Here is a 21,236-nt window from a genome sequence, read left to right on the forward strand (position 1 = left end):
ATTTGGGAGGTGTCCTCCCCGGGGCGGCCTGTCGGTCGTCAGCGGGCCGGCAGCCAGCGACCGTAACGGGTCAGAACTCGTACCCGAGGATCACACCGTAGGTCCGCGGCTCGCGGGCGCTGGAGAACGACCAGAGACCAGCAACCGTGAAGGCGGCGTTGGGTCCGCGATCGTCCAGCAGGTTACGCCCGAACACCGTAACGCGCGCGGTATGCCCGGCCAGATCGAACCGCGTCGTCAGGCTGGCATCAACCAGATCCTGCGTATCCGAGCGCAGGCGCGGATCGTTGCGGGGCACCACCACCGTTCCGGTCGCGGGATAGGTCGCGGTCGCGTCCAGCCCGATCTGCTGGTCGTAGGGGCTGATATGACGATAACCCAGGTTCGCCACGACTTCGCCGAAACCGGTCGGCACCTTGTAGTTGGCGTTAAGCGACAGGGTCGTCTTGGGCGCGTAGATCATCGAGACGTTCGAATAGTCGATGGTACGGGTGCCAGGCACCGTCGCGCTGATCGCGCCCTGCGAAATGAAGTCCTTCAGGTTGTTGTCGAGCAGGCCCAGCGAGCCGGAAAGGGTCAGTCCCTGCGCCGGATGCGCGGTAAATTCCACCTCGACGCCCTTCAGCTTCGCCGAGCCGACATTGGTGACGATCGTTTCGCTGCCGACACCGCTCTGCGTGGGGATTGTCGTGTTCTGCTGCAGGTCCTTGTAGTCCGCCAGGAACGCGGCGACGTTGAGTTCGAGCAGTCCGTTGAACAGCGAGCCCTTGAAGCCGCCCTCGAAGGAGTCCACGGTTTCCGGACCATATGCGGTCGTCGCGGAGAAGAGCGTGGTGCCTCGACCCGAGAAGCCGCCGGACCGATAGCCGCGCGACCATGAAGCATAGAGCATCATGTTGGGATTGGGGTGGAAATCGATGCCGATCTTGGGCGTGAACTTGCTGTTGGTGACGCTGGCGTTGGGGAACTGGTCGGCGTCGACGCGCGCCATGTTCTGCTTGCGGTCCTGCGTCCAGCGGCCGCCGAACGAGAGGCGCCACCTGTCAGCGAAGGCCCAGTTGAAATCGCCGAAGAAGGCCAGCGAGCGGGCATGGCCGATATTGGCCTGCTCCGTGACCGCCGGAGGCGCGCCAAGTGTGATGCGCGTGCGCTGCAGGAGCGAATAGCGCGACTTGAAGAAGTACCCGCCAACGACGTAGTCGAGGCTGTCGCTCAGCTTGCCCGAAGCGCGCAGTTCCTGGCTGAACTGGCGATAGGTCTGCGAGCGGGCGGAGAAGTAGATGTCTGCGGAAGATCCGTCGAAGTCCTGCGTCTGCGCTTCGTCCGACTTGCGATAGCCGGTGACGGAGGTCAGCTTCACCGGACCTGCATCGAGGTTCATTTCCAGCGTCACGGCCGGAGATTCGTAATGCGAAGTGCCCGGCGTGCCAAACACGGTGTAGAGGTCAGTCGTGGTGTTGCGGTTGCACTCGTTGGCAGGTTCGAACGCGCAGAAGACCTCGCCGGTCTTGGTGATGTTCGAGTTGACCGGCACGAAGTCCTGCACCTGCTTTTCCAGCGTCAGCAGCGCGTCGAAGTTCGACGAGGGCTGCAGCAGCGCAGCAACGCCGAAGTTTTCGGAGTTCGAGCCGCCTGTACGGTCTCCGGTGATGCCATGGCGGTAATAGCCATCGCTCTGGTTGTGGAAGTAGAAGGGCTTGATGGCCAGGACATCGTCGATGACAGGGATGTTGACCACCGCGCGCGTAGCCCAGGTATCGTAATTTCCGTAAGACGCCTCGACCTTGCCGGAGAATTCGAACTTGGGGCGGGTGCGCCGGATGTTGATGACCCCGCCGATGGTGTTGCGACCGAACAGAGTACCCTGCGGCCCGCGCAGAACCTCGATCTGGCTGATGTCGAAGAAGTCGAAGAACTGGCCGGTGCTGCTGCCGATGAACACGCCGTCGACCACGACGGCGACAGTGGGATCGAAGGACTTGTCGACGTCCGCAAACGACAGGCCGCGGATCGCGACGTTGGCGGCGGCTGCGCCTGAGTTCTGCTGGGTGATCATGACGCTGGGTGCAGCGCCCATGATGTCGCCGATGTTGACCGAGGCCTTCGCTTCAAGGGCGGCTGCATTGACGGCCGTGATGGCGACAGGCGTGTCGCGCAGCGCTTCCTCGCGGCGGCGGGCAGAGACGATGATCTCGCCGGTGGAAGCGCTATCGACTTCCGCAGGCGAATTCTGCGCCAATGCCGGCGTGGCGGCAATCCCGGCAGCCAGGCCCAGCGCGCCAACTCCGACGTGCAAGATCGACTTGAAAATTTCGATGCGCGGCATCTCTCAGACTCTCCCTATCTCTCGCAAACGGGCTCTTAGCGGTCCGCCTGTCGGGGAATGCTTATTATGATACCGCTGTGTTATAAACCTGTGCTATGTCATAGCTGCCGCGAATGGCCGAGGTCATAGGCCGTCAAAGTCGGTAACCGAGACGCCGAAGTTCCTCTCTCAGGAACGCCCTCTGTCGTTCCGGCGGCCACAGTTCATCATTCTGCATCGCTAGTGAGGCAATTCCATTCGCCGCGATCTGTATATTCACGGCGATCAGATCGGGATCGGCATCCGGATCAAATTCCCCCGTGACTGGGCTGACCTGATGATTTCGATGAATATATCCTTGGCATCCGAGGTCGCATGAAGCCGCTCGTCGGCCAACTCGGGATCGTACATTGCGAGCCCCCAGAAGGCGAAGAACAGGTGCCACACAGACTTCATTTCATCGGATATCGGAAGAAGCACGGCGATGCATTCTTCCAAGCTCGCACCATCATTCCATGCTGCGATAACCGCTCTTTCTCCCTGCTTGCGCGATTCACGCTGAGAAAAATTGAGCATCTCGCGCTTATTTTCAAAGTAATGCACAACGACGCTCGGGCCATATCCGACTTTATCTGCGACATTACGGATTTTAAGGCCTTCCACGCCTTCATTCCAAGTGATCTCTCTGATAACACGGGCAATTTCCACCCGCCTCTGGTCATGATCTACTTTCTTCGGCAATTCCGTTCTCTTTTCAAAAAGTGGGATCGTACTAAGGTCAAGCCGGCATGATTGTGTGCTGCCTATGGCCGGGGGGCAAGCAGGGGCGCTCGATTTCCGGTACGAAGTGTTGACCGTATAACCGGTCGGCACACGCGGGCACCCGGCGACAGGCTCGCGGCCGTCTTAGCTCCTATATTCATGGCGCAGCCTCGCCATGTTGATCCCGGAAATATCGCAAGACTTGGGACAGCAGGAGAAAATGTCGCGGACCAGCCGCCTGTGCCAACTCGGTCGGGTCAGCTTTGACCGTCATAGCGTCACCTCCAGAGCCTTTACAGCATCGCCTTCGAGCGTGAATCTATAGGTGAAACGGATGGGACTGCCGGGGAAATCGCCATGAGCCGGCCCTTCGACGACGACCTGATCGTCCTCACGACGGATTGCATCCGGCGTGAAGATAGCTTTCGCGGCGATGATCTCCTCTTCGAACAGGCCCCGAAGCTGGTCGTGGCCTTCAAAGAGCTTCCCATTGTCCAGAAAAACCGCGTCGGCAGTGAACGGTTCGAGCATTGCGTCGACATCGAGGCGCGCGTTGGCCGCGACATAATCTGCGATGGGCTTGGGTAGTTCGACGGGCATTGCTGAGCTCCTTGAGATGACAAGGGGAATTTAGCGCTGAGCGATGGTTGTGATAATCGGGCCAAATCTGAATGTAACGTCGCGAAAGGCGGGACAATGTCGAAGCACGGATTGATCGAATTTGATGCTGTTCTCGCGATAGCTCGACGGGGATCGTTTCGCGCCGCGGCGCTGGAGCTGGGTATTTCGACAACAGCGCTGAGCAATGCCATCGCAAAGCTGGAGCGGCAGCTTGGGGTCCGATTGTTCAATCGCACAACCCGCAGTGTGTCGCATCACCGATGCCGGACGAAATTTCGTCGAACAGGTTAGGCCCGCCATTAGCTCCCTTCACGAAGCAATGGGCGCCGCCCGGTCACAGCAGGAAACGCCGTCCGGAACTTTGCGGATCAATGCTTTCGCCACGGGAGCACGGGAGATCCTCGGTCCACTTCTGTTGGATTTCCTGCGACGCTATCCCAAAGTTCACATCGACTTGGTCACCGAAGGTCGGATTGTGGACATTGTCGCCGAGGGGTTCGATCTTGGCTTGCGGACCGCGAATATCGTACCAGCGGACATGATCGCCGTTCCCGTCGGAACTCCTCGCAGCTTTGCTGTCGTCGCATCATCTTCGTATTTCGAGGCCAACGGCAAGCCCCGCACCCCTCCGGACCTGCTTTGCCACTCCTGCGTTCGCATTCGGCTGCCGAATGGAGCGTTGCATCGCTGGCATTTCGAGAAAGACGGGGCGCCCGTTCAGATCGAAGTCTCCGGTCCGATCACGCTGGACGAAGCGAGCTTGTCGCGCATCGCCGTCCTCGATCATGTCGGCATCGGCTACTTCATGGAAGCCGATGTGCGCGACGACATTCAAGCGGGCCGCCTGGTCCGGGTGTTAGAAGACTGGACGCCGCCACAGCCGCCGTTGTGCCTATACTACCCTACCAGGCGAAATCCTTCAGCCGCTTTCAAGGCTTTGATCGACATGGCGCGGCAATCCGCCGGATGACCATTTGGCGGCGACTGCCTTTGCTAGGAGCGGCAATTGACTGTTCCACGTCTTTTAATGAAATCTGCCGTCATCTGCGGCACCAACAAGCTTCTGGCGCCCGTTCCTGACTCCGTTCTGACCCGTAGGCCCGCTCCCGAAGTAAAGCACCGAGTGAGCCCAATACTAAGGGACAGATCAGGCACCATGCAAGTTGAAGATCTCTTGCGACCCGTGCCCTTTGAACTCCGCGACCGTCGCCTTCAGCCCCATGGTCGCAAGCTGCGCGCGGATGCGCCGGACTTCGGGTTCGAGATGCAGGATCGCATCGCTTTCGGCGATGGCGGAAAGCGCCTGGTCCCATCCGGCCGCCTCCATCGCGCGGTTGATCGAGCGCTTCTTCATCGCCAGCACGCCGGGCGGGACAAGCGCGATGCGCGATGCCAGTTCCTCGACGCAGGCGACCAGGTTCTCGGCCGGGACCGCGGCGTTGGCCCAGCCCCATTCCACCGCGGTTCGGCCGTCGATGCTGTTGCCCGGCAGGAAGGCGAATTCCTTGGCGCGCCGTCCGCCGACCTGATGAACCCATGTGGGCGCGATGAAGCCGCCGCCGATGGGAATTGTCGGCTCGGTGATCGCGGCATCCTGCGCCACGACGAGGATGTCGGCGAAGCTTGCCATCTGGGCGGCGACGCCGATGCAGTAGCCGTGCACGGCGACGATCACCGGCTTGGGATGGCGCCAGATGTCGCGCCACAGATCGACGTAGCCCGACAAGCGCGTCACGTCTTCCATCGGGCTGCCCTCGGCGTTGTACTGGCCCAGGTCCATCCCCGCGCCAAAGCCCTTGCCGGCACCGCGAATCCCGATCACCGGCGCGCCGTCCGCCTTGAGATCGCGCAGCACCGTGCCGAACCGGGCGAGCATCCCGCGCGAGAACGCATTGGCCGCTTCGGGCCGGTCGAGCACGATCCAGTCGATCGCGCTCCCGCGCTCCAGGCGGATTCCATCAATCATACCGTCCGTCATCTTCGCTCCCGTCCTCGTTCTCGTTTTCGTGTCCGCCGCTCCGGTCGCCGTCAGCCCTGCAGCCGGAGCGGCAGGCACATGGCCATGACGATCTGTTCCATCGTGTCCTCCAGCGCGTGCTCGAAGGTTTCGGGAAATTCGTGCGTTTCCATGCGGCTGTGGCGCACCAGCAGGTTCAGGAACATCAGGCTGACGTTCACCAGCCGGCGCTGCGCGACGGCGGCGGGAAGGTAATCGACGCGCTGGCGCAGCAGGTCGAGCGCCTGGTTGAGCTGGGGCGGCGCCTCGCCGCCGAAGTGTCCGTATTCGTCCCAGTCGCCATGCAGCAGGTACTGCGACAGGAACGTGCCGTAGGAGCGATTGGTCCCGCCGTCGAGGTGGAGCTGCGGCAGCAGGATGACCTCCAGGATCGAACGGGCATCCCGCGTGCGTCCGGCCGCCTCCAGCGCGGCGATCATCGCGCCGCGTCCGGGCTCCATCTGGTTCATCCGGAAGTCGAAGATCGCCTGAACCAGACCCTCGCGAGACCCGAAGTGATACTGCACCGCGAAATGGTTTCCCTGCCCCGCCTTCGACGCGATTTCGCGCATCGAAACGCCCTGGATGCCGACTTCGGCGAACAGCCGTTCGCCCGTCAGGATGAGCCGCGTCTTGGGGTCGGCTTCGTCGATATCGGGCGAGATCTGCGGAGTCTCAGCCATTTTGTACGCTCTTCGGAATAAGTCACCTGTTTGCAAACAGACATGCTTATGAGGCAGGAATGGCAAGGATGCCAAGCGTTTTAAGCTGACGCCGCGACTTTTCGGGGCGCTGCATCGTTGCTGGCGGTGCTGACCTGATGACGGTAGATCATTGGAGAACATACCTGAAAAAGCCGGTTTATGTTGCAGATTCTAAGAGAATGCGGCCGATATGCCGCATCGTGCCTGCTCGCCGCCGGTGTCGATCGATCTTCCGAATTTCACTTTACAAGTGTTTTAAATTCCGTAGCCTATCACTCGTTAGGCTGCTTCGCCGGATCTGCGGGTGGCCACCAGGACAGAAACGAAGAAGGAGAGCGCTGATGGTCATGCAGACCGGCCTTATTTTCCACCCCTACATGCGACCGGGCCGCACGGCCCGCCAGACCTTCGACTGGGGCGTGCAAAGCTCCATCGCCTGCGACAAGGCGGGTTTCGACACGATGATGATCTCCGAGCACGCCTCGCAGATCTGGGAGAACATCCCCAACCCCGAACTCATCATCGCCGCCGCCGCACTGCAGACCGAAAACATCAGCTTCGCGCCGATGGCTCACATCCTGCCGCACCAGCACCCGACCAAGCTGGCGGTGATGGTTGGCTGGCTGTCGCAGATCCTGGAGGGTCGCTTCTTCATGGGCATCGGCGCGGGCGCCTATCCGCAGGCGTCCTACATGCACGGCATCAAGGACGCCGAGCCCAAGATGCTCAACGACATGGTGCGTGAATCGCTCTCGATCATGGAGAAGATCTGGGCGCGCGAGCCGTTCTTCTTCGAGGGCAAGTACTGGAACGCCGGCTTCCCGCAGGAAGACGCGCCCGAGACCGAGGAAGACGAGCAGCACATGCTGGCCGATTTTGCGCCGTGGAACGGGGCGTTCCCGGAAATCGCGGTGACCGGCTTCAGCTCCAATTCCCCGTCGATGAAGCTGGCCGGCGAGCGCAACTTCAAGCCGGTCTCGATCTACTCGGGCATCGATGCGCTGAAGCGTCACTGGGAGATCTATTCCGAAGCGAACATCGCCGCCGGCTTCACGCCCGACCGCGCGCGCCATGCGGTCTCGCACACCATCTTCTGCGCCGATACCGACGCGGAGGCGAAGCGCGAGGTGATGGAAGGCCCGATCGGCTACTGCTTCGAACGCTACCTGATCCCGATCTGGAAGCGTTTCGGCATGATGGACGGGTTCGCCAAGGACCACGGCATCGACCCGAACGACGCCGATCTGGAATTCCTGGTCGACAAGGTCTTCGTGGTCGGCTCGCCGGACACGGTCGTCGACAAGCTCAACGTGCTGTTCGAGCAGTGCGGCGGCTGGGGCACGCTGCAGGTGGAATCGCACGACTATTACGACAACCCGGAGCCCTGGTTCCATTCGCTGAACCTGCTGGCCAAGGAAGTGGCACCGCGCGTCAAGTTGCCCGAGGGCAGCAAGGCACCCGCGACCGCAGACGCCTGATTATCCGCCCGGACTCTCTCCGGCTACCTGAGGCGCCGTGGCAACGCGGCGCCTCTTTTCGTGTTTGGGGGGACGGGGCGAATAACGCTCCAGGGCGCGATGGTGCCCCGGAGGCGTCAGGGCGCGAAGCCGCCGAGGAAGAGGTCGGCCGCCTGGTTCGCGATCTGGGTGGGGCCGAGGCGTCCGGCGCGATACCAGCTCGGGCAGGAGTCGAGCATGGCGATCAGGAACTTGCGTGCCACGGTGGTCTGCGCATCGTTGCCGGAAGGGCTGGCGGCGACGAGCAGGTCGCGCCAGTAGCTGTCGAACGTCGCGTAGGCGGCGAGGACACGCTGCTTCATCTCGCTGGGAAGATCGCCGAACGACCGCGCCACGGCGGAGGAATAGTCGTCGCCGGAGAGCAGGAACTCGACATGGGCGACGATCGCGGCGCGCAGGCGATCGACCGGCGCGGTTTCGGGACCGAGCACTTCCACTTTCGCGACGATATGGCGCGTATTGCGGTATATGCCGGAGAGCATCACCTCTTCGACCACTTCGTCCTTGGACTTGAAATGGTGATAGATGCTGGGCGCCAGCATGCCCGCGCCCTGAGCGATCTCGCTCAACCGGGCGGCGCCGAAGCCCTTGGTCCGCAGAATGAAGGCTGCGGAATCGAGAATGCGTTTCCTGCCGGAGTCACCGTCGCTCATATCTGCCGAATAGCCGTTCGGGAGCCTAATGGAAGCCCCGATTGCGCGGAAGGGTCATCCGGCAAAGGGAATTGTCGGCAGGCCTGCGACGGGGGCGAGAGAATTTCGAACAGTCCGCCGGCCAGCGGCTCCTGGGCAAAGCGCGCATCGGAATACCCCTGCGATCCGGTGACGAGGAACAGGCGGTCGTGGTTCGCGCCGCCGAAGGCGGGGCGCAGGCCCCGCATCACCGGTAGCTGGCGTTCTTCCAGCAAGGTGGCGTCCGGCGCGAAGCGGCGCAGCTTCCAGCTTTCGTAGAAGGCCATCCAGATGCAGCCCTCGACATCGACCGCCATGCCGTCGGGATAGCCGTCCTCGGGCGTGAAGTTGAGGAAGTCGCGGCGGTTGGACAATTCGCCGTTGTCGTCGAGGTCGTAGGCCCAGGTGACCAGCGGCATGGAATCGTTGACGTAGGCGGTGCGCCCGTCCGGGCTGAACGCCGGGCCGTTGGCGGTGACGATGCCGCGCTCTTGCGTCGAGACCGAGCCGTCCGCGTCCAGGCGATAGAGTTCGCCGGTACTGCGCACGTCGAAGTCCTTGAGCGAGCTTTCCTTGTCGTCGGCGGTGGTGCTGTCGTCCCACTGCGCGGTGTCGCACGATCCGGTCCAGTAGCGGCCCTTGCGGTCGGTCACGCCGTCGTTGAGGCGCGCTTTGCCGGGGTCGGGGATCGGGTGGAGGATCGGTTTGTAAAGCTGCCGGGCAGGGTCGAGATGCACCAGCCCGTCGGCGCTGGAGGCGATGAAGCCGCCGCTTGCACGCGGGGCCAGCGCGCTGACCCACGCAGGCGTGGACCAGCTTTGCTTGCGGCCGGTTTCAAGCGCGTACCAGTGGACGGCGGGCGCCTCGATATCGACCCAGTAGATGCAACCGTCGCGGGCATCCCATACCGTGCTTTCGCCCAGGATCGCCTTGGCGTCCCACAGGCAGCGCCAGCCATCGCCTTCCATCATCGCGCATTCTCTCCGGTCTTCGCCGTGTGCCCGGCGTGTCAGGTCTGGTCGTGGATCAGCCGGCCGTTTGCAAGCCCGCCGCGCTCTCCACCGGATCGACCGAAACGTCGATGTCCTTGAGCGCGGGGAGTACCTTGCGGGCGATCAGCTCGTAGTTTTCGAGGCCGACGTCGAAGGGCATGTCGCCGAACTGGGTATAGATGATGAACTTGCCCACGTCGAAGCGCTCCTTCATCACCTTGAGCTTCTCGACCACTTCCTCGGGCCGGCCCCAGATCTGCAGGTCGGCGAGGAATTCGTTGAACTTCTCGATCCCGTGCTTCTCGACGCTGCGGGCGAGGGCGCCGTAGTATTCGTAGCCCTCAATGTTGGCGAATTCCTTGTTGCCGAACTGGTAGAACGACGAGGTCGAGCGGGCATATTCGACAAGGTACTTGTCGCGCATCTCCTTGGCCTTGGCGGCGTCCTCGTTGGCGGCGATGAAGCATACGACGACGGGCTTGGGCGCATTGCGGCCGTTCACCGCCTTGAACCGGTCGCGATAGGTGGCGAGATCCTCGTCCACCTTGTCCCACGGCTTCTGGGCGATGATCATCAGGCCGACGTCGAGGTTGGCCATCAGCTTCACGGACTCCGGCGAGACGGCCGAGGCGAAGACGCGGCCGCGATAGCTGGAATAAGGGCGCGGGCGCAGTTCGACGCGGGGCTGCTTCAGATAGTCGCCGTCGTATTCCATCACGCCGGTTTCGAGGCCCTGCAGCAGCGCCTCCGCATATTCGCGGAACCGCTTGCGCGCCTCGCCCATGGGGACGCCGAAGCCGTCGAACTCTTCCTTGCCGAGACCGCGCCCCATGCCGAGCACCGCGCGGCCTTCGGAGAACTGGTCGAGCAGCAGGAAGCTCTCGGCGATGCGCACCGGGTTCTGCCAGGGCAGCACGGTGACGGTGGTGCCCAACTTGATGCGCTTGGTCTGGCCCGCGACCCATGAAAGGAACTGCGGCACGTTGGGGGTCATCATGTAGCCGGTGAAGTGGTGCTCCGGCGTCCAGACGGAATCGAAGCCCTGGTCTTCCGCGCGCGCCGCGAGCGAAAGTTCGTGCCGGAACACGTCAACGTCCGACACCTGATCGTGCAGGTTCTGAAACGTCAGCCCCAACCCAACTTCCATGACTCGATCTCCAATCCTTGATTCGTTGCGTTCAACCTAATATGCATTAGGCGATCAATGCAAGGCTGTTTTTACGAGCGAGGCGGGCTGGCGAGGCACGCGGGCAAATCCCGAAAAGACCGGAAGTCTTCCCAAATATCCCTGTAAACAGGCCGTCATTCTATCCAAAGCGTACGAATTGCGGCGTTCCGGAAGCGATCGCACGGACTGGCTTGACCGCAGCACCTGTCGTGGAATAATTTAACGAGAGTTAGGGAGAAGTTGTGATGACGAGCATGGGCACCGTGACGAGCCGCAGGCGGGCGATGGCCGACCGGCATCCCGAATGGCTGTCGTGGACGCTGCACGCCTATCTCGACTGGACGCTGGCGGATCTTGCCGAGCGGCCGCTGGTCGTCACGGACGGCGAAGTGCTCGATTACGGATCGGTCGCGGCGCTGTCTCGCAAGCTGGCTTCGGGGCTGGCGGCGCGCGGCATTGCGGCCGGGGACCGCGTGGGCCTCGTCATGGCGAACGACCCGATGACGGTGCCGCTGCTCTTCGCGATCTGGCGCGCAGGCGCGGTGGCGGTGCCGATCAACACGCTCTATCGGCCCGACGAACTGGCTTATGCCGTGCGTGAGGCCGGGTGCGCGCTGCTCGTGGTGATGCGCAGTTTCGGCTCGCGCGATTTTCCGGCGATGCTCGATGATGTCCTGCCCGGCTGGCTGGGCGGCGCCTGCGCCGATGCGCCCGAACTCAAGGGCGGGCTGGTGTTCGATCGCGACGCTCCGGCCGATTTCGTGCAGGCGCTTGCCGGCGATGGCGATGCCGGAGAGATCGCCGTGCCCGTCTCGGCGGACGACCTTGCGGTGATCATGTTCACCTCCGGCACGACCGGATCGCCCAAGGGCGTCGCCATCACGCACGACAACCTCATGCGTGCGGCCTATGCGGGCGCCTATCACCAGGCGTTCGAGGAGGGGCGCCGGGCGGTGTTCTCCTTGCCGCTCTACCATGGGTTCGGCCTGGTGGTCGGGCTGCTTTCGGGCATGGTGGTGGGCGGGGCGATCATTCCCCTGCTGAAGTTCGATCCGCACGCGATCCTCACCGCGATCGGGCGGCACCGCGCGACGTACCTGATGGGCGTGCCGACGATGACGATCGCCCTGCTGGAACAGGCGGAAAAGGAAAGCTACGACTTCTCCTCGCTCACCGCGATCCACAGCGCAGCCGCGCCGACGCCGAGCTGGGTCTGGAAAAGGATCCAGGCGACCTTCGGGTGCGAGGACATCATCACCAGCTATGGCCAGACCGAAGTGACGGCGACGGTGGTGTGTACAAGCCCCGGCGATCCGATCGACGTGGTATCCGAAACGCAGGGGTGCATCGTCGATGCGGGCATCGCGGGCATGCCCGATCAGGGCGGCCGCATCGCCGAATTCAAGACGATCGACCCGGAAACCGGCGCCGATCTGCCCTGGGGCAGTCCCGGCGAACTGTGCTGCCGCAGTCCGATGAACAGCAAGGGCTACTTCCGCCGTCCCGACGCCACCGCCGAACTGTTCCTGCCCGGCGGGTGGATACGGATGGGCGACCTCGGCCAGTTCCGCGCGGACGGCAACCTGTTCCTGACCGGCCGTTCCAAGGAACTCTACAAGAGCCGGGGCGAACTGGTCTCGCCCAAGGAACTGGAGCAGTTGCTGACCCGCCATCCGGACATTTCGCAAGCGTTCTTCATCGGCATGCCCGATGATCGCTATGGCGAGTGCGGTTGCGCATGGGTCGTGCGGGCGCAGGGGAGCGCGATCTCCGCGCGCGAAATCGAGGCGTTCCTGGCTGGGCAGGTGGCCGCGTACAAGCTGCCGCGCGACATCTGGTTCATCACCGACGAGGAACTGCCCAAGACCGGCACCGGCAAGGTCCAGAAGGCGCAGCTCAAGGAAAAGGCGCTGAAGCTGGTCTGGGACATGTCCGTCAGCAGAGCGTGAAGACACATAACACAAGGATGAGAGGAATGCCCGAGGTTCAAGTTTCTCCGATCGAGGAGATCATCCGGGAGGCGGTCGAGGGCCGCCCCTACATACTCGTCGATGCGGACAACCGGGAGAACGAGGGTGATGTCATCATCCCCGCCCAGTTCGCCACGCCCGCGCAGATCAACTTCATGGCCACCCATGCGCGCGGCCTGATCTGCCTGGCGATGACCAGGGCCCGCGCGGATGAGCTGCAGCTCAAGCCCATGGCGCGCCGCAACGAGTCCGGTTACGGCACCGCCTTCACCGTATCCATCGAGGCGCGGGAAGGGGTGACGACGGGAATTTCCGCGGGCGATCGCTCTCATACGATCTTCGTTGCCGTGAACCCCAACTCCAGCGCGGCCGATCTGGTATCGCCGGGGCATGTATTTCCGCTGACGGCGCGGGACGGCGGGGTGCTGGTGCGCGCCGGCCATACCGAGGCGGCGGTCGATATCTCGCGCCTTGCGGGCCTCACCCCGGCCGGCGTGATCTGCGAGGTGATGAACGAAGACGGGACGATGGCCCGCCTGCCCGAACTTCTCGAATTCGCGGGGAAGCACGGGCTCAAGGTCGGGACGATCGCCGACCTGATCTCCTATCGCCGCCGTTCGGAGAAGCAGGTCGAGCGTGTCGTGAGCGCGCCGTTCGAGAGCCATTACTGCGAAGGGCCGCTGACCATTCACGTCTATCGCTGCCTGCTGGACGGCGGCGAGCATGTCGCCATCGTGAAGGGGCAGGTGCGGCCGAACGTCGATACGCTGGTGCGGGTGCATCAGGTCGACATCACCGCGGACATGTTCGGCTGGACCGCCGCGCACCGCGATTACGTGCCGCGCGCCCTGAGCGCGATATCGAGCCATTCCGGCGCGGCGGTGGCGGTGTTCGTCCGCGATCCCGATCCGACCTCGATCTCTCGCCGCGTCGCCGGTGGGCGCAAGACCTATCACGAGACGCATGCGACCCGCGACTACGGCATCGGTGCGCAAATCCTGCGGGATCTGGGGGTGGGGCAGATGACGTTGCTGACGTCGAGCCAGGCCAAGCTCGTGGCGCTCGAAGGGTTCGGTCTGACGGTGACCGCGCGCGCCGCGCTGCGCGGCGAAGAACCGGTGGCGGCGCTGCGGCTTGCCGAAGGATAGGACGCAGCAAAAGGGGAAGCGGCAGACGCCGGTTCCCCCTCTTTCTCGAACTTTCAGAGCGGTAATATCTTGCCGTAACCGCCCTTGTGGAAGATCAGCGGGCTGCCTTCATGGTGCACGTCGAGCCCGCGCACCCGGCCGAGCACGATGTAGTGGTCGCCCGCCTCGTGCACGGTGTCCAGTTCGCAGTCGATCCAGGCCAGGGCGCCGTGGATGATCGGTGATCCGAGCGCCGACAGCGCGAAATCGAGCCCTGCGAACTTGTCCTCGCCCTTGGCCGAAAGGGCGCTGCACACGGCCTGCTGGCTATCGGCCAGAACGTTGACGCAGAAGCGACCGGCAGCCTCCACCCTGGGCCATGTCGTCGAGGACTTGTCGGGAAAGAACGCGACCAGCATCGGGTCGAGCGAAACCGAAGTGAACGATCCGACGACGAGCCCCACCGGCCTGCCATCCTCGCCCATGGCGGTGATGGCGCAGACGCCGGTGGGGTAGTGGCCGAGGATACGGCGAAATTCCCTGGGCTCGGCGGTCATGCGCGGTCCCAGACCAGCGGCACGCCTTCGACGGTGCCGATGATGCCCGAATGGAACACCGGCTTCGCATCGGGAGCGAGCGTGAACTGCGGGATGCGCTTCAGCCACTCCTGCAAGGTCACGATCACTTCGAGGCGGGCGAGGTGCATGCCCGCGCAGCGGTGCGGCCCCTGCGCGAAGGTGGAATGGGCGATGCCGGTGCGGCCGGGCCTGAGCGTCCAGGCATCATCGTTGGCGCGCGCATCGAGCCCGTGCAGCGCGGTCGGCAGCAGGATCATGTCGCCCTTCTTCAGCTCGACGCCGCGATAGGTCATGTCATAGGCCACCATGCGCGCGTCGGAGACGACCCCGAAGCGGCGGAACATCTCCTCGGCGCTGCGCTGGAGCTTGAGCGGGTCTTCACGCAGTTCCGCCACCGTCTCGGGATTACGCGCGAGATGCAGCATCATGAAGCTGAGGAAATTGACGACCGTGTCCAGCCCGCCGAGCAGCAGCAGCGAGATCAGCCCCAGCGCCTTGTCGTCGGGCATCGGCGCGCCGTTGATCTCGGAATTGAGCATCGTCGTGATGAGATCGGTGCCGGTGCCTCCGCGCCGCGCCGCAATGATCGGCTCGACGTAGCGGAAGAAGCCCTGGTTCGCCTTGTCGAGCGCGGCGGCCTGTTCGCCGGGCGTGCGACCGGGCGGACGCGTCATGTCGTTGGCGAGTTCGCCCAGCATCGGCGCGTCGCTTTCGGGCAGGTCGCACAAGGCGAGGAACACGCGGACGGGGAAGATCCCGGCGTACTGCTTGCCGAAATCGCAGCGGCCATCGGCGACGAAGCCGTCGATCAGCTCGGCGGCGGTCTGGCGGACCTGCTCCTCGGTGCGGCGGATGGCGGTGTGGTTGAGGCCCTTGTCCAGCACCTTGCGGTACGGCGTGTGCTCGGGCGGGTCCATGCGGGTGGGGACCATGGCGTACTTCTCGCCCGCTTCCTTGGGCAGGAAGATGATCTCGCTGGAGAAGCGCGAGGGGTCGCGGTAGATTTCGTCGATCAGTTCGCCGCGTGTCGCAATCCAGTGCCCGCCGGTCAGCGGCGTGTAGATCAGGTCGGGCATGCCGTCCTGTTGCAGCCGGCCCCAGGCTTCGTGGAAGCCGTCCTCGATGCCGTCGGGCGCGAACATGTCGACGTCGTGGACGAGGTGGGCGGGTACGTGACCCGGAACGATGCTGCGGTGCTTTTCAAGCTGCGCTGTGCTCATGACATGTCCTCAGGCGATGGAAGGGTCGATGACGGCCTTGGTCGCGATGCCGGTGCGGGTGGCTTCGAGCGCCTTGCCCGCATCGGCGATGGAGAAGCGGTGGCTGATGAGGTCCGCCAGCGGCACCTTGTCCTGCAGCCGCACGGCGAGATGCATCGCGTGATAGTAGTTGCGCGGCGCCGGGAAGGCTGCGCCGCCGATCGTCAGGTTCTTCACCGTCAGGTCGCGCGGCGAAATCGGCTGGGTGCCGATCGCGCCCCACAGGCCCAGCACGATGTAGCGGCCGTGCGGGCCGGTCAGGTCGACACCCTCGGGAAAGGCGGGCAGCACGCCGGCGGCTTCGACCACCACGTCCGGGCCGCCCGGACCGGTGAGATCGTAGACGGCGCGGCGGCGTTCCTCCACCGGCAGGTCGAGCGAGACGGTCGCCGTCGCGCCCAGCTTCATCGCGGCGGCGAGACGGGCGGGGGCCTTGTCGATGACCACGATGCAGCGCGCGCCCATCTGCGCGGCGACCAGTACGGCGGACAGCCCGACCGGCCCCGCTCCCTGCACCACCACCGCGTCGTTCAGCGCGATCGGGCCGCAGCGGTCGAACCCGCGCAGCACCGTGGGCAGCGCGCATCCCAATGCCGCGACCGCCAGCGGATCGGCATGGTCGGGCAGGCGGTAGAACGACATGCCGCTCGGCAGCCAGGCAAAGTCGGAATAGCTGCCCCAGTTGGGCTTGTTCGCATGCTCGAAGTACTGGGTGTTCTCGCAAGGGGTCTGCTGCAGCACGGAGCACGAATAGCAGCGCCCGCACAGCGGGATCGGCGACCAGACGACGAGGTCGCCGACCTTCACGTCGACGCCTGCGTAGTCCTTGTCGACGCCCGCGCCCAGCTTCTCGATGCGGCCGACTCCTTCGTGGCCAAGGATGATCGGAAAGGGCATCTCGCCCGCCTCGCCCGAGGCGATGTGGACGTCGCTGCCGCAGACCCCGCCCACCACGGTACGGACCAGGATGCCGCCCGCCTGGGGATCGGCGATGGGCAAGTCCCAGGTTTCCAGGCGGTTCTTCTCGACCAGTACGGTGGCCCTGCCGCGCATGACGTTTATCCTCTCTTTGCTTCCGCCCCGCCCGCACAGGCGGACGGGGCGGATCGCATCCTATCAGAAGCGGTAGGTAACTTCGGCACCGAAGGTCTGCGGCGCGCCCCAGATCGCGGTGTTGAAGCCGCCGCTGGCGCCTTCGACGTAACCCGAGTTGTAGTAGAGCTTGTCGAACAGGTTCTTCACGTAGCCGGCGACGGTCACGTTGCTGCCCATGACGTTGTTCCAGCTCAGGCGCATGTCCACGGTGACGTAGCCGGGCAACTGCGTGCGCGGCGTGATCGAGCCTTCGTTGTTCGAGAAGTACGTCATCTTCTGCCCGAATACGTCGGTGCGGAACTTCACCTCGCCGGCGCTTTCCGGCACCGGCAGTCCCACTTCGGCATAGACCGAGCCCGCCCACTTCGGCGCGTCGGTATAAGTGTCGAAGGGAATGGTCAGTCCGGCCCCGCCGGTAGCGGAGGACAGGTCGACGATGTTCTTGGTGAACTTGGCGTCGGTGTAGGCGCCGGAGAACCCGACTTCCAGCCATTCGCTCAGGCGGAAGTTGCCGTCGAATTCCACGCCCTGGATGCGCTTCTTGGGCACGTTGACGGTGAATGCGGCCGGGTTGCCGTTCACCAGTGCGTAGATCGAATGCTGGGCGTCGGTCACGATCTGGCGATAGGCGGCGATGTTGACCCGCGATGCCACGCCGCCGATGTAGCCGTTGAACTTGTAGCCAAGTTCGAAGTCGTAGGTGTTCTCGTTCTTGAAGAAGTTCGTATTGTTGTAAGGCACGACCGCGCCGTTGAAGCCGCCGGCCCGGAATGAACCGCGCTGCGCGAAGTAGACCATGTTCTGCGGGTTGATCTGGTACTGGATGTTGAACGTCCAGCTGGGGTCCTTGAGGTTGGCCTTCTGCTTGAGCGGGGTATCGCCGTCGAGGTTGAACAGGCTGCCCGGGTTCTGGCGCAGGCGCATCTGCTCCCAGGTGTAGCGTCCGCCCGCAGTGACCGTCAGCTTGTCGGTCAGTTCGTAGCTGAGCTGGGCGAACAGGGCCTTGGATTCATCGTCGTTGGTATAATAATAGGCGATGTCGGCCAGCGGCGTCGCCAGTTCCGATCCGACGATGACCGGGATGTATTCCTTCTTGCGGGACCACGAGTAGTACGCGCCGACGATGTATTCGAGGCGTCCGCTCTTGCCCTGAAGCTGCAGTTCGTTGGAAATGCGCTTGGTCGAGAATTCCTCGCCGCCCGGAGGTCCGTTGCCGAGACCGCTGTTGTTGTAGAGGTTGAGCGAGCCGAAGGGCGATCCGGAAAGGATGCCGGGCGTGCGGGCGAAGGCATCGGCATAGCTGAAGATGTTCTTCAACATCACGTCGTCGCCCAGTTCCATCTCCGTGGTGTTGGTGACGAAGGCGGTGTGCGCCTTGTGCGGCAGGTCGTAGCTCAGCCAGACCTTGTAGGGGTTGGCCTGCTGCCAGGCGAGATAGCCGGCGACCGCGCCGGGCCAGGTGCCGTCGCCCATCGGCCCGTCGCCCAGTGTCGGCGCGAAGGGGCTGTTCATGCCGTAGACGCAGTCCAGCGTCGCGGTGAGCTGGTAGCCGTTGTTGGTCTCGCCGCAGGCATGGTAGGAATAGAGGCCGCCGGCACCCTCGGTTCCGCCGAAGTCGCTGTACTGCGCAACGGTGGTCATCTTGAACCCGGAAGACGGCTCGATCACCAGGGTGACGCGGCCGGACTTGGCATCGGTGTCGCCCAGCGTGCTGCCGGTGTTGACGTTGCGGATGTAGCCGTCCTGCTTGTTGTAGTCTCCCGCAAGGCGCAGTTTGATGACGTCCGAGATCGGCAGGTCGATGGCGCCCTGGGCCTGGATGTAGTTGCGCTCGCCACCCTTGATCGTGAGGTAGCCGCCGAACACGTCGCCGGGCTTGGTCGTCTCGTAGAGGATCGCGCCGCCGGTCGCGTTGCGGCCGAACAGCGTGCCCTGCGGGCCTTTCAGCACCTGCACGGAACTGAAGTCGAAGAAGGCGGTCGAGGTGTTGCCCTCGGTCATCGGGGCGTCGTTGATGTAGGTCAGCACTGCCGGGCTGGAGCCGGAGAACGGATCGAGTGTCTGCCCGCGCAAGGTGAAGCTGAGCTGGTTGGAGTTCTGCCCGCTCTTGACGACAAGGCCTGGGACAAGCGCCGCAAGGCCCTGTTCGCTGGTGACGTTGCGGTCCTGAAGCACGTCGGCGTTGAATGCAGAGACCGATACCGGAACCTTGGAAAGCGACTGTTCGCGGCGCTGCGCGGTGACCACGATTTCCTCGATCTCGGGCTTGGCATCCTTGGCCTGGGCGGCCTCCGCGCCGCTCTGGGCATGAGCCGGCATCGCCAGCATCGCAGTGGCGATGGCCATCGTAGAGGTCGCGCCGAAACGGAACGTCATTGCAGTTTCTCCCTTTCCCGGACCCTCGTAGGCCCCGTGGTCTTCGCTTTAAACTAATAACCATTAGTCTGCGGTCAAGCGGAAATTTGGAAAGGCTTCTGCGCGGACGAATTTGTCCGGATTTTACGAGGCGAACGTGAAAATCACCGGTAAATCGCTGATTTCTGGCGGAGAGGATTTCCGCCATCCGCGAGCGATCATGATTGGCATGGGCTTGACAACCTGTTGTCTGCCAAATCAATAATAGGCTGATATTCGACAACTCGCATGGGAGAATGCAAATGGCGCGACTCGCTGGCAAAGTGGCCATCATCACGGGCGCAGGACGGGGCATGGGCGCTTCGCACGCCCGGCTTTTCGCCGAGCAGGGGGCCAAGGTGGTGCTCACCGACCTGAACGCAGCGGCGGGACAGGCACTGGCGGACGAGATCGGCGCCGCTGCCGTCTTCGTGCAGCACGATGTGACCAGGCTGGCCGAATGGCCGGCGGTGGTGGACGCGGCCGTGACGAACTTCGGCGGCGTCGATATCCTGGTCAACAACGCCGGTATCCTTGGCCCGCTCGCCGATACCAGGGACTTGACCGAGGAAGACTATCACCTCGTCTGCGCGGTGAACCAGCATTCGGTGTTCCTGGGCATGAAATCGGTCCTGCCGGCGATGCTCGAGCGGGGCGGCGGCTCGATCGTGAACATTTCCTCGATCGCGGGAATGGCGGCCAACTACGGCTTCCCCAGCCTTGCCTACGTAGCCAGCAAGTTCGCGGTACGGGGCATGACCAAGGCGACCGCGATGGAGTTCGGCAAGCACAACATTCGCGTGAACTCGGTCCATCCCGGCTTCATCCAGACGCCGATGATGGTCGAGGCGACGGACGAAGTGGGCGGCGAGGCGCTGGCGCAGATTCCGCTGGGCCGCATCGCCGACCCGCGGGAGGTTTCGAACCTGGTGCTGTTCCTGGCCTCGGACGAATCTTCCTACATCACCGGCGCCGAACATCTCGTCGATGCCGGCATGCTCGCGCACTGAGCGTCATGACCGGAAGCGGGAAAGGGGGCGGTGATGGCGCAAGTCGAACTGTTCATTGAAGGCCGCACGGCGCGCGTCCATCTCAATCGCCCCGATGCCCGCAATGCGCTGACGTTCGGGATGGATGTCCTGCTCTCGCGGTTCTGGCGGCAGGTGGACGAGGATCCGGAGATCTGGACGGTCGTGCTGACGGCGCAAGGCGACGAGGCGTTCTGCATCGGCGCGGACATGTCGGAAGCCAGACCGGCGGCGCCGCGCCTGGCCGTCGGCGGCGGGCTGACCGGCATCGGCGGGCCGCTCGTCCCCCTCAGCAAGCCACTGGTCGCCGCCGTGCAGGGTTTCTGCGTCGGCGCGGGGTTCGAACTGGCGATGTGCGCCGATGTCATAGTCGCTGCGGAGAATGCGCAGTTCGGCCTGCCGGAAACCCGCCGGGGCATCATCGGCGAATGCGGCGTGGTGCACCGGGCGGTGCGCCGGTTGCCGCATCATGTGGCAATGGCGATGATCCTCACCGGGGAGCGGATCGATGCCAGGGCGGCCGAACGCTTCGGGCTCGTCAATCAACTGGTCCCGCTTGCCGGGTTGTCCGATGCGGCGATGGATTGGGCCGCAAGGATCAACAAGGCTTCCCCGCTGGCGAACCGGGCCGCCAAGGCCGCCGTTGCAAAGGGGCTTGCCCTCCCGCTCGAGGCGGCGCTGGGCAGCCGCTTCGAGGAGATCGAGAGCTACGCGGGCAGCGACGACGCGCGCGAGCGCGACGCCGCTATCGTGCAAGGGCGTATGCCTGTCTGGACTGGTCGTTGATCTGTTGGGGCAAGAGAGAGAAATTCCAGATTGGCGGTTTACCAGAGGCGCCTGACCAGAACGAACGTTTGCAACGAGGGCAGATACTTGAATAAGTGGCAAATGCCCTAGCGCACGTTCCGACAATTACTTTTCCTTGAAAACGCCCAGTCTAAAGCAGCTTTGCTGCCCAGCGGTTGCCGAGCCAACTGCCGATGGCTATGGTATGAGCCGCCGTTCATGGTTGTGCGCTAATAACGCTTCAGTTGGTCGACGGCCGCCAG

Annotated in this window: 17 protein-coding genes and 1 pseudogene; 6 read left to right on the plus strand and 12 right to left on the minus strand. The window is 63.7% G+C overall.

Annotated features, from left to right (window positions below; genetic code table 11):
• Positions 1-70: 70 nt before the first annotated feature.
• From KZO24_RS24690 to KZO24_RS24700, 3 genes are all read right to left on the minus strand, one after another.
• A complete protein-coding gene (locus KZO24_RS24690; RefSeq protein WP_271183717.1) occupies positions 71-2,326 on the minus strand; it encodes a TonB-dependent receptor in 2,256 nt (751 codons plus the stop codon).
• 264 nt (positions 2,327-2,590) lie between these two features.
• The gene (locus KZO24_RS24695; protein WP_486487370.1) at positions 2,591-3,046 is read right to left on the minus strand and encodes a TetR/AcrR family transcriptional regulator; all 456 of its coding nucleotides are present in this window, start codon (positions 3,044-3,046) and stop codon (positions 2,591-2,593) included.
• Between the two features lie 291 nt (positions 3,047-3,337).
• On the minus strand, positions 3,338-3,667 hold the full coding sequence (locus KZO24_RS24700) for a nuclear transport factor 2 family protein (protein WP_271183719.1): 330 nt from the start codon (positions 3,665-3,667) through the stop codon (positions 3,338-3,340).
• A 96-nt stretch (positions 3,668-3,763) separates the two neighbouring features.
• On the opposite strand from KZO24_RS24700, the pseudogene KZO24_RS24705 reads away from it, so the two are divergent.
• A pseudogene (locus KZO24_RS24705) lies at positions 3,764-4,658 on the plus strand (LysR family transcriptional regulator).
• A gap of 177 nt (positions 4,659-4,835) precedes the next feature.
• Here the strand turns inward: KZO24_RS24705 and KZO24_RS24710 are convergent.
• On the minus strand, positions 4,836-5,666 hold the full coding sequence (locus KZO24_RS24710; RefSeq protein ID WP_271183720.1) for an enoyl-CoA hydratase/isomerase family protein: 831 nt from the start codon (positions 5,664-5,666) through the stop codon (positions 4,836-4,838).
• Between the two features lie 50 nt (positions 5,667-5,716).
• Positions 5,717-6,367: a TetR/AcrR family transcriptional regulator gene (locus KZO24_RS24715; RefSeq protein WP_271183721.1), complete on the minus strand. Its 651-nt coding sequence runs from the start codon at positions 6,365-6,367 to the stop codon at positions 5,717-5,719.
• A 362-nt stretch (positions 6,368-6,729) separates the two neighbouring features.
• Between KZO24_RS24715 and KZO24_RS24720 the strand changes: the two genes are divergently transcribed.
• Positions 6,730-7,866: an LLM class flavin-dependent oxidoreductase gene (locus tag KZO24_RS24720; RefSeq protein ID WP_008832713.1), complete on the plus strand. Its 1,137-nt coding sequence runs from the start codon at positions 6,730-6,732 to the stop codon at positions 7,864-7,866.
• Between the two features lie 116 nt (positions 7,867-7,982).
• Here KZO24_RS24720 and KZO24_RS24725 read toward each other — a convergent pair whose 3' ends face one another.
• The 3 genes from KZO24_RS24725 to KZO24_RS24735 are packed head-to-tail and all read right to left on the minus strand — an operon-like array spanning position 7,983 to position 10,715.
• A complete protein-coding gene (locus KZO24_RS24725; protein ID WP_008832712.1) occupies positions 7,983-8,558 on the minus strand; it encodes a TetR/AcrR family transcriptional regulator in 576 nt (191 codons plus the stop codon).
• Complete coding sequence (locus KZO24_RS24730; RefSeq protein WP_486487371.1) at positions 8,555-9,547, minus strand: SMP-30/gluconolactonase/LRE family protein; 993 nt, start codon at positions 9,545-9,547, stop codon at positions 8,555-8,557. Before KZO24_RS24730 ends, KZO24_RS24725 begins: the two co-directional genes overlap by 4 nt.
• Positions 9,548-9,602: 55 nt before the next feature.
• A complete protein-coding gene (locus tag KZO24_RS24735) occupies positions 9,603-10,715 on the minus strand; it encodes an LLM class flavin-dependent oxidoreductase (protein WP_271183722.1) in 1,113 nt (370 codons plus the stop codon).
• 266 nt (positions 10,716-10,981) lie between these two features.
• Between KZO24_RS24735 and KZO24_RS24740 the strand changes: the two genes are divergently transcribed.
• Both KZO24_RS24740 and ribB read left to right on the plus strand, forming a co-directional pair.
• The gene (locus KZO24_RS24740; protein ID WP_271183723.1) at positions 10,982-12,685 is read left to right on the plus strand and encodes a class I adenylate-forming enzyme family protein; all 1,704 of its coding nucleotides are present in this window, start codon (positions 10,982-10,984) and stop codon (positions 12,683-12,685) included.
• Between the two features lie 26 nt (positions 12,686-12,711).
• Positions 12,712-13,854 (plus strand): 3,4-dihydroxy-2-butanone-4-phosphate synthase, encoded by a 1,143-nt coding sequence (ribB, locus tag KZO24_RS24745; RefSeq protein ID WP_271183724.1) that lies wholly within the window; start codon positions 12,712-12,714, stop codon positions 13,852-13,854.
• Positions 13,855-13,907: 53 nt separating this feature from the next.
• On the opposite strand, the gene KZO24_RS24750 is transcribed toward ribB, so the two are convergent.
• From KZO24_RS24750 to KZO24_RS24765, 4 genes are all read right to left on the minus strand, one after another.
• Positions 13,908-14,390 carry a flavin reductase family protein gene (locus KZO24_RS24750; RefSeq protein WP_271183725.1) on the minus strand — a complete coding sequence of 161 codons (483 nt, stop codon included), beginning with the start codon at positions 14,388-14,390 and terminating at the stop codon, positions 13,908-13,910.
• The gene (locus KZO24_RS24755; protein ID WP_271183726.1) at positions 14,387-15,631 is read right to left on the minus strand and encodes a cytochrome P450; all 1,245 of its coding nucleotides are present in this window, start codon (positions 15,629-15,631) and stop codon (positions 14,387-14,389) included. Before KZO24_RS24755 ends, KZO24_RS24750 begins: the two co-directional genes overlap by 4 nt.
• Positions 15,632-15,640: 9 nt before the next feature.
• Positions 15,641-16,723: a zinc-binding dehydrogenase gene (locus KZO24_RS24760; RefSeq protein WP_271183727.1), complete on the minus strand. Its 1,083-nt coding sequence runs from the start codon at positions 16,721-16,723 to the stop codon at positions 15,641-15,643.
• 63 nt (positions 16,724-16,786) lie between these two features.
• Positions 16,787-19,141 carry a TonB-dependent receptor gene (locus tag KZO24_RS24765; protein WP_271183728.1) on the minus strand — a complete coding sequence of 785 codons (2,355 nt, stop codon included), beginning with the start codon at positions 19,139-19,141 and terminating at the stop codon, positions 16,787-16,789.
• Positions 19,142-19,422: 281 nt separating this feature from the next.
• On the opposite strand from KZO24_RS24765, the gene KZO24_RS24770 reads away from it, so the two are divergent.
• The gene (locus KZO24_RS24770) at positions 19,423-20,169 is read left to right on the plus strand and encodes an SDR family NAD(P)-dependent oxidoreductase (RefSeq protein WP_271183729.1); all 747 of its coding nucleotides are present in this window, start codon (positions 19,423-19,425) and stop codon (positions 20,167-20,169) included.
• A 33-nt stretch (positions 20,170-20,202) separates the two neighbouring features.
• Entirely contained in the window at positions 20,203-20,973 is a 771-nt protein-coding gene (locus tag KZO24_RS24775; protein ID WP_271183730.1) for an enoyl-CoA hydratase/isomerase family protein, read from the plus strand.
• Positions 20,974-21,236 lie beyond the last annotated feature (263 nt).

Source organism: Novosphingobium sp. NFX11, from assembly GCF_057376415.1.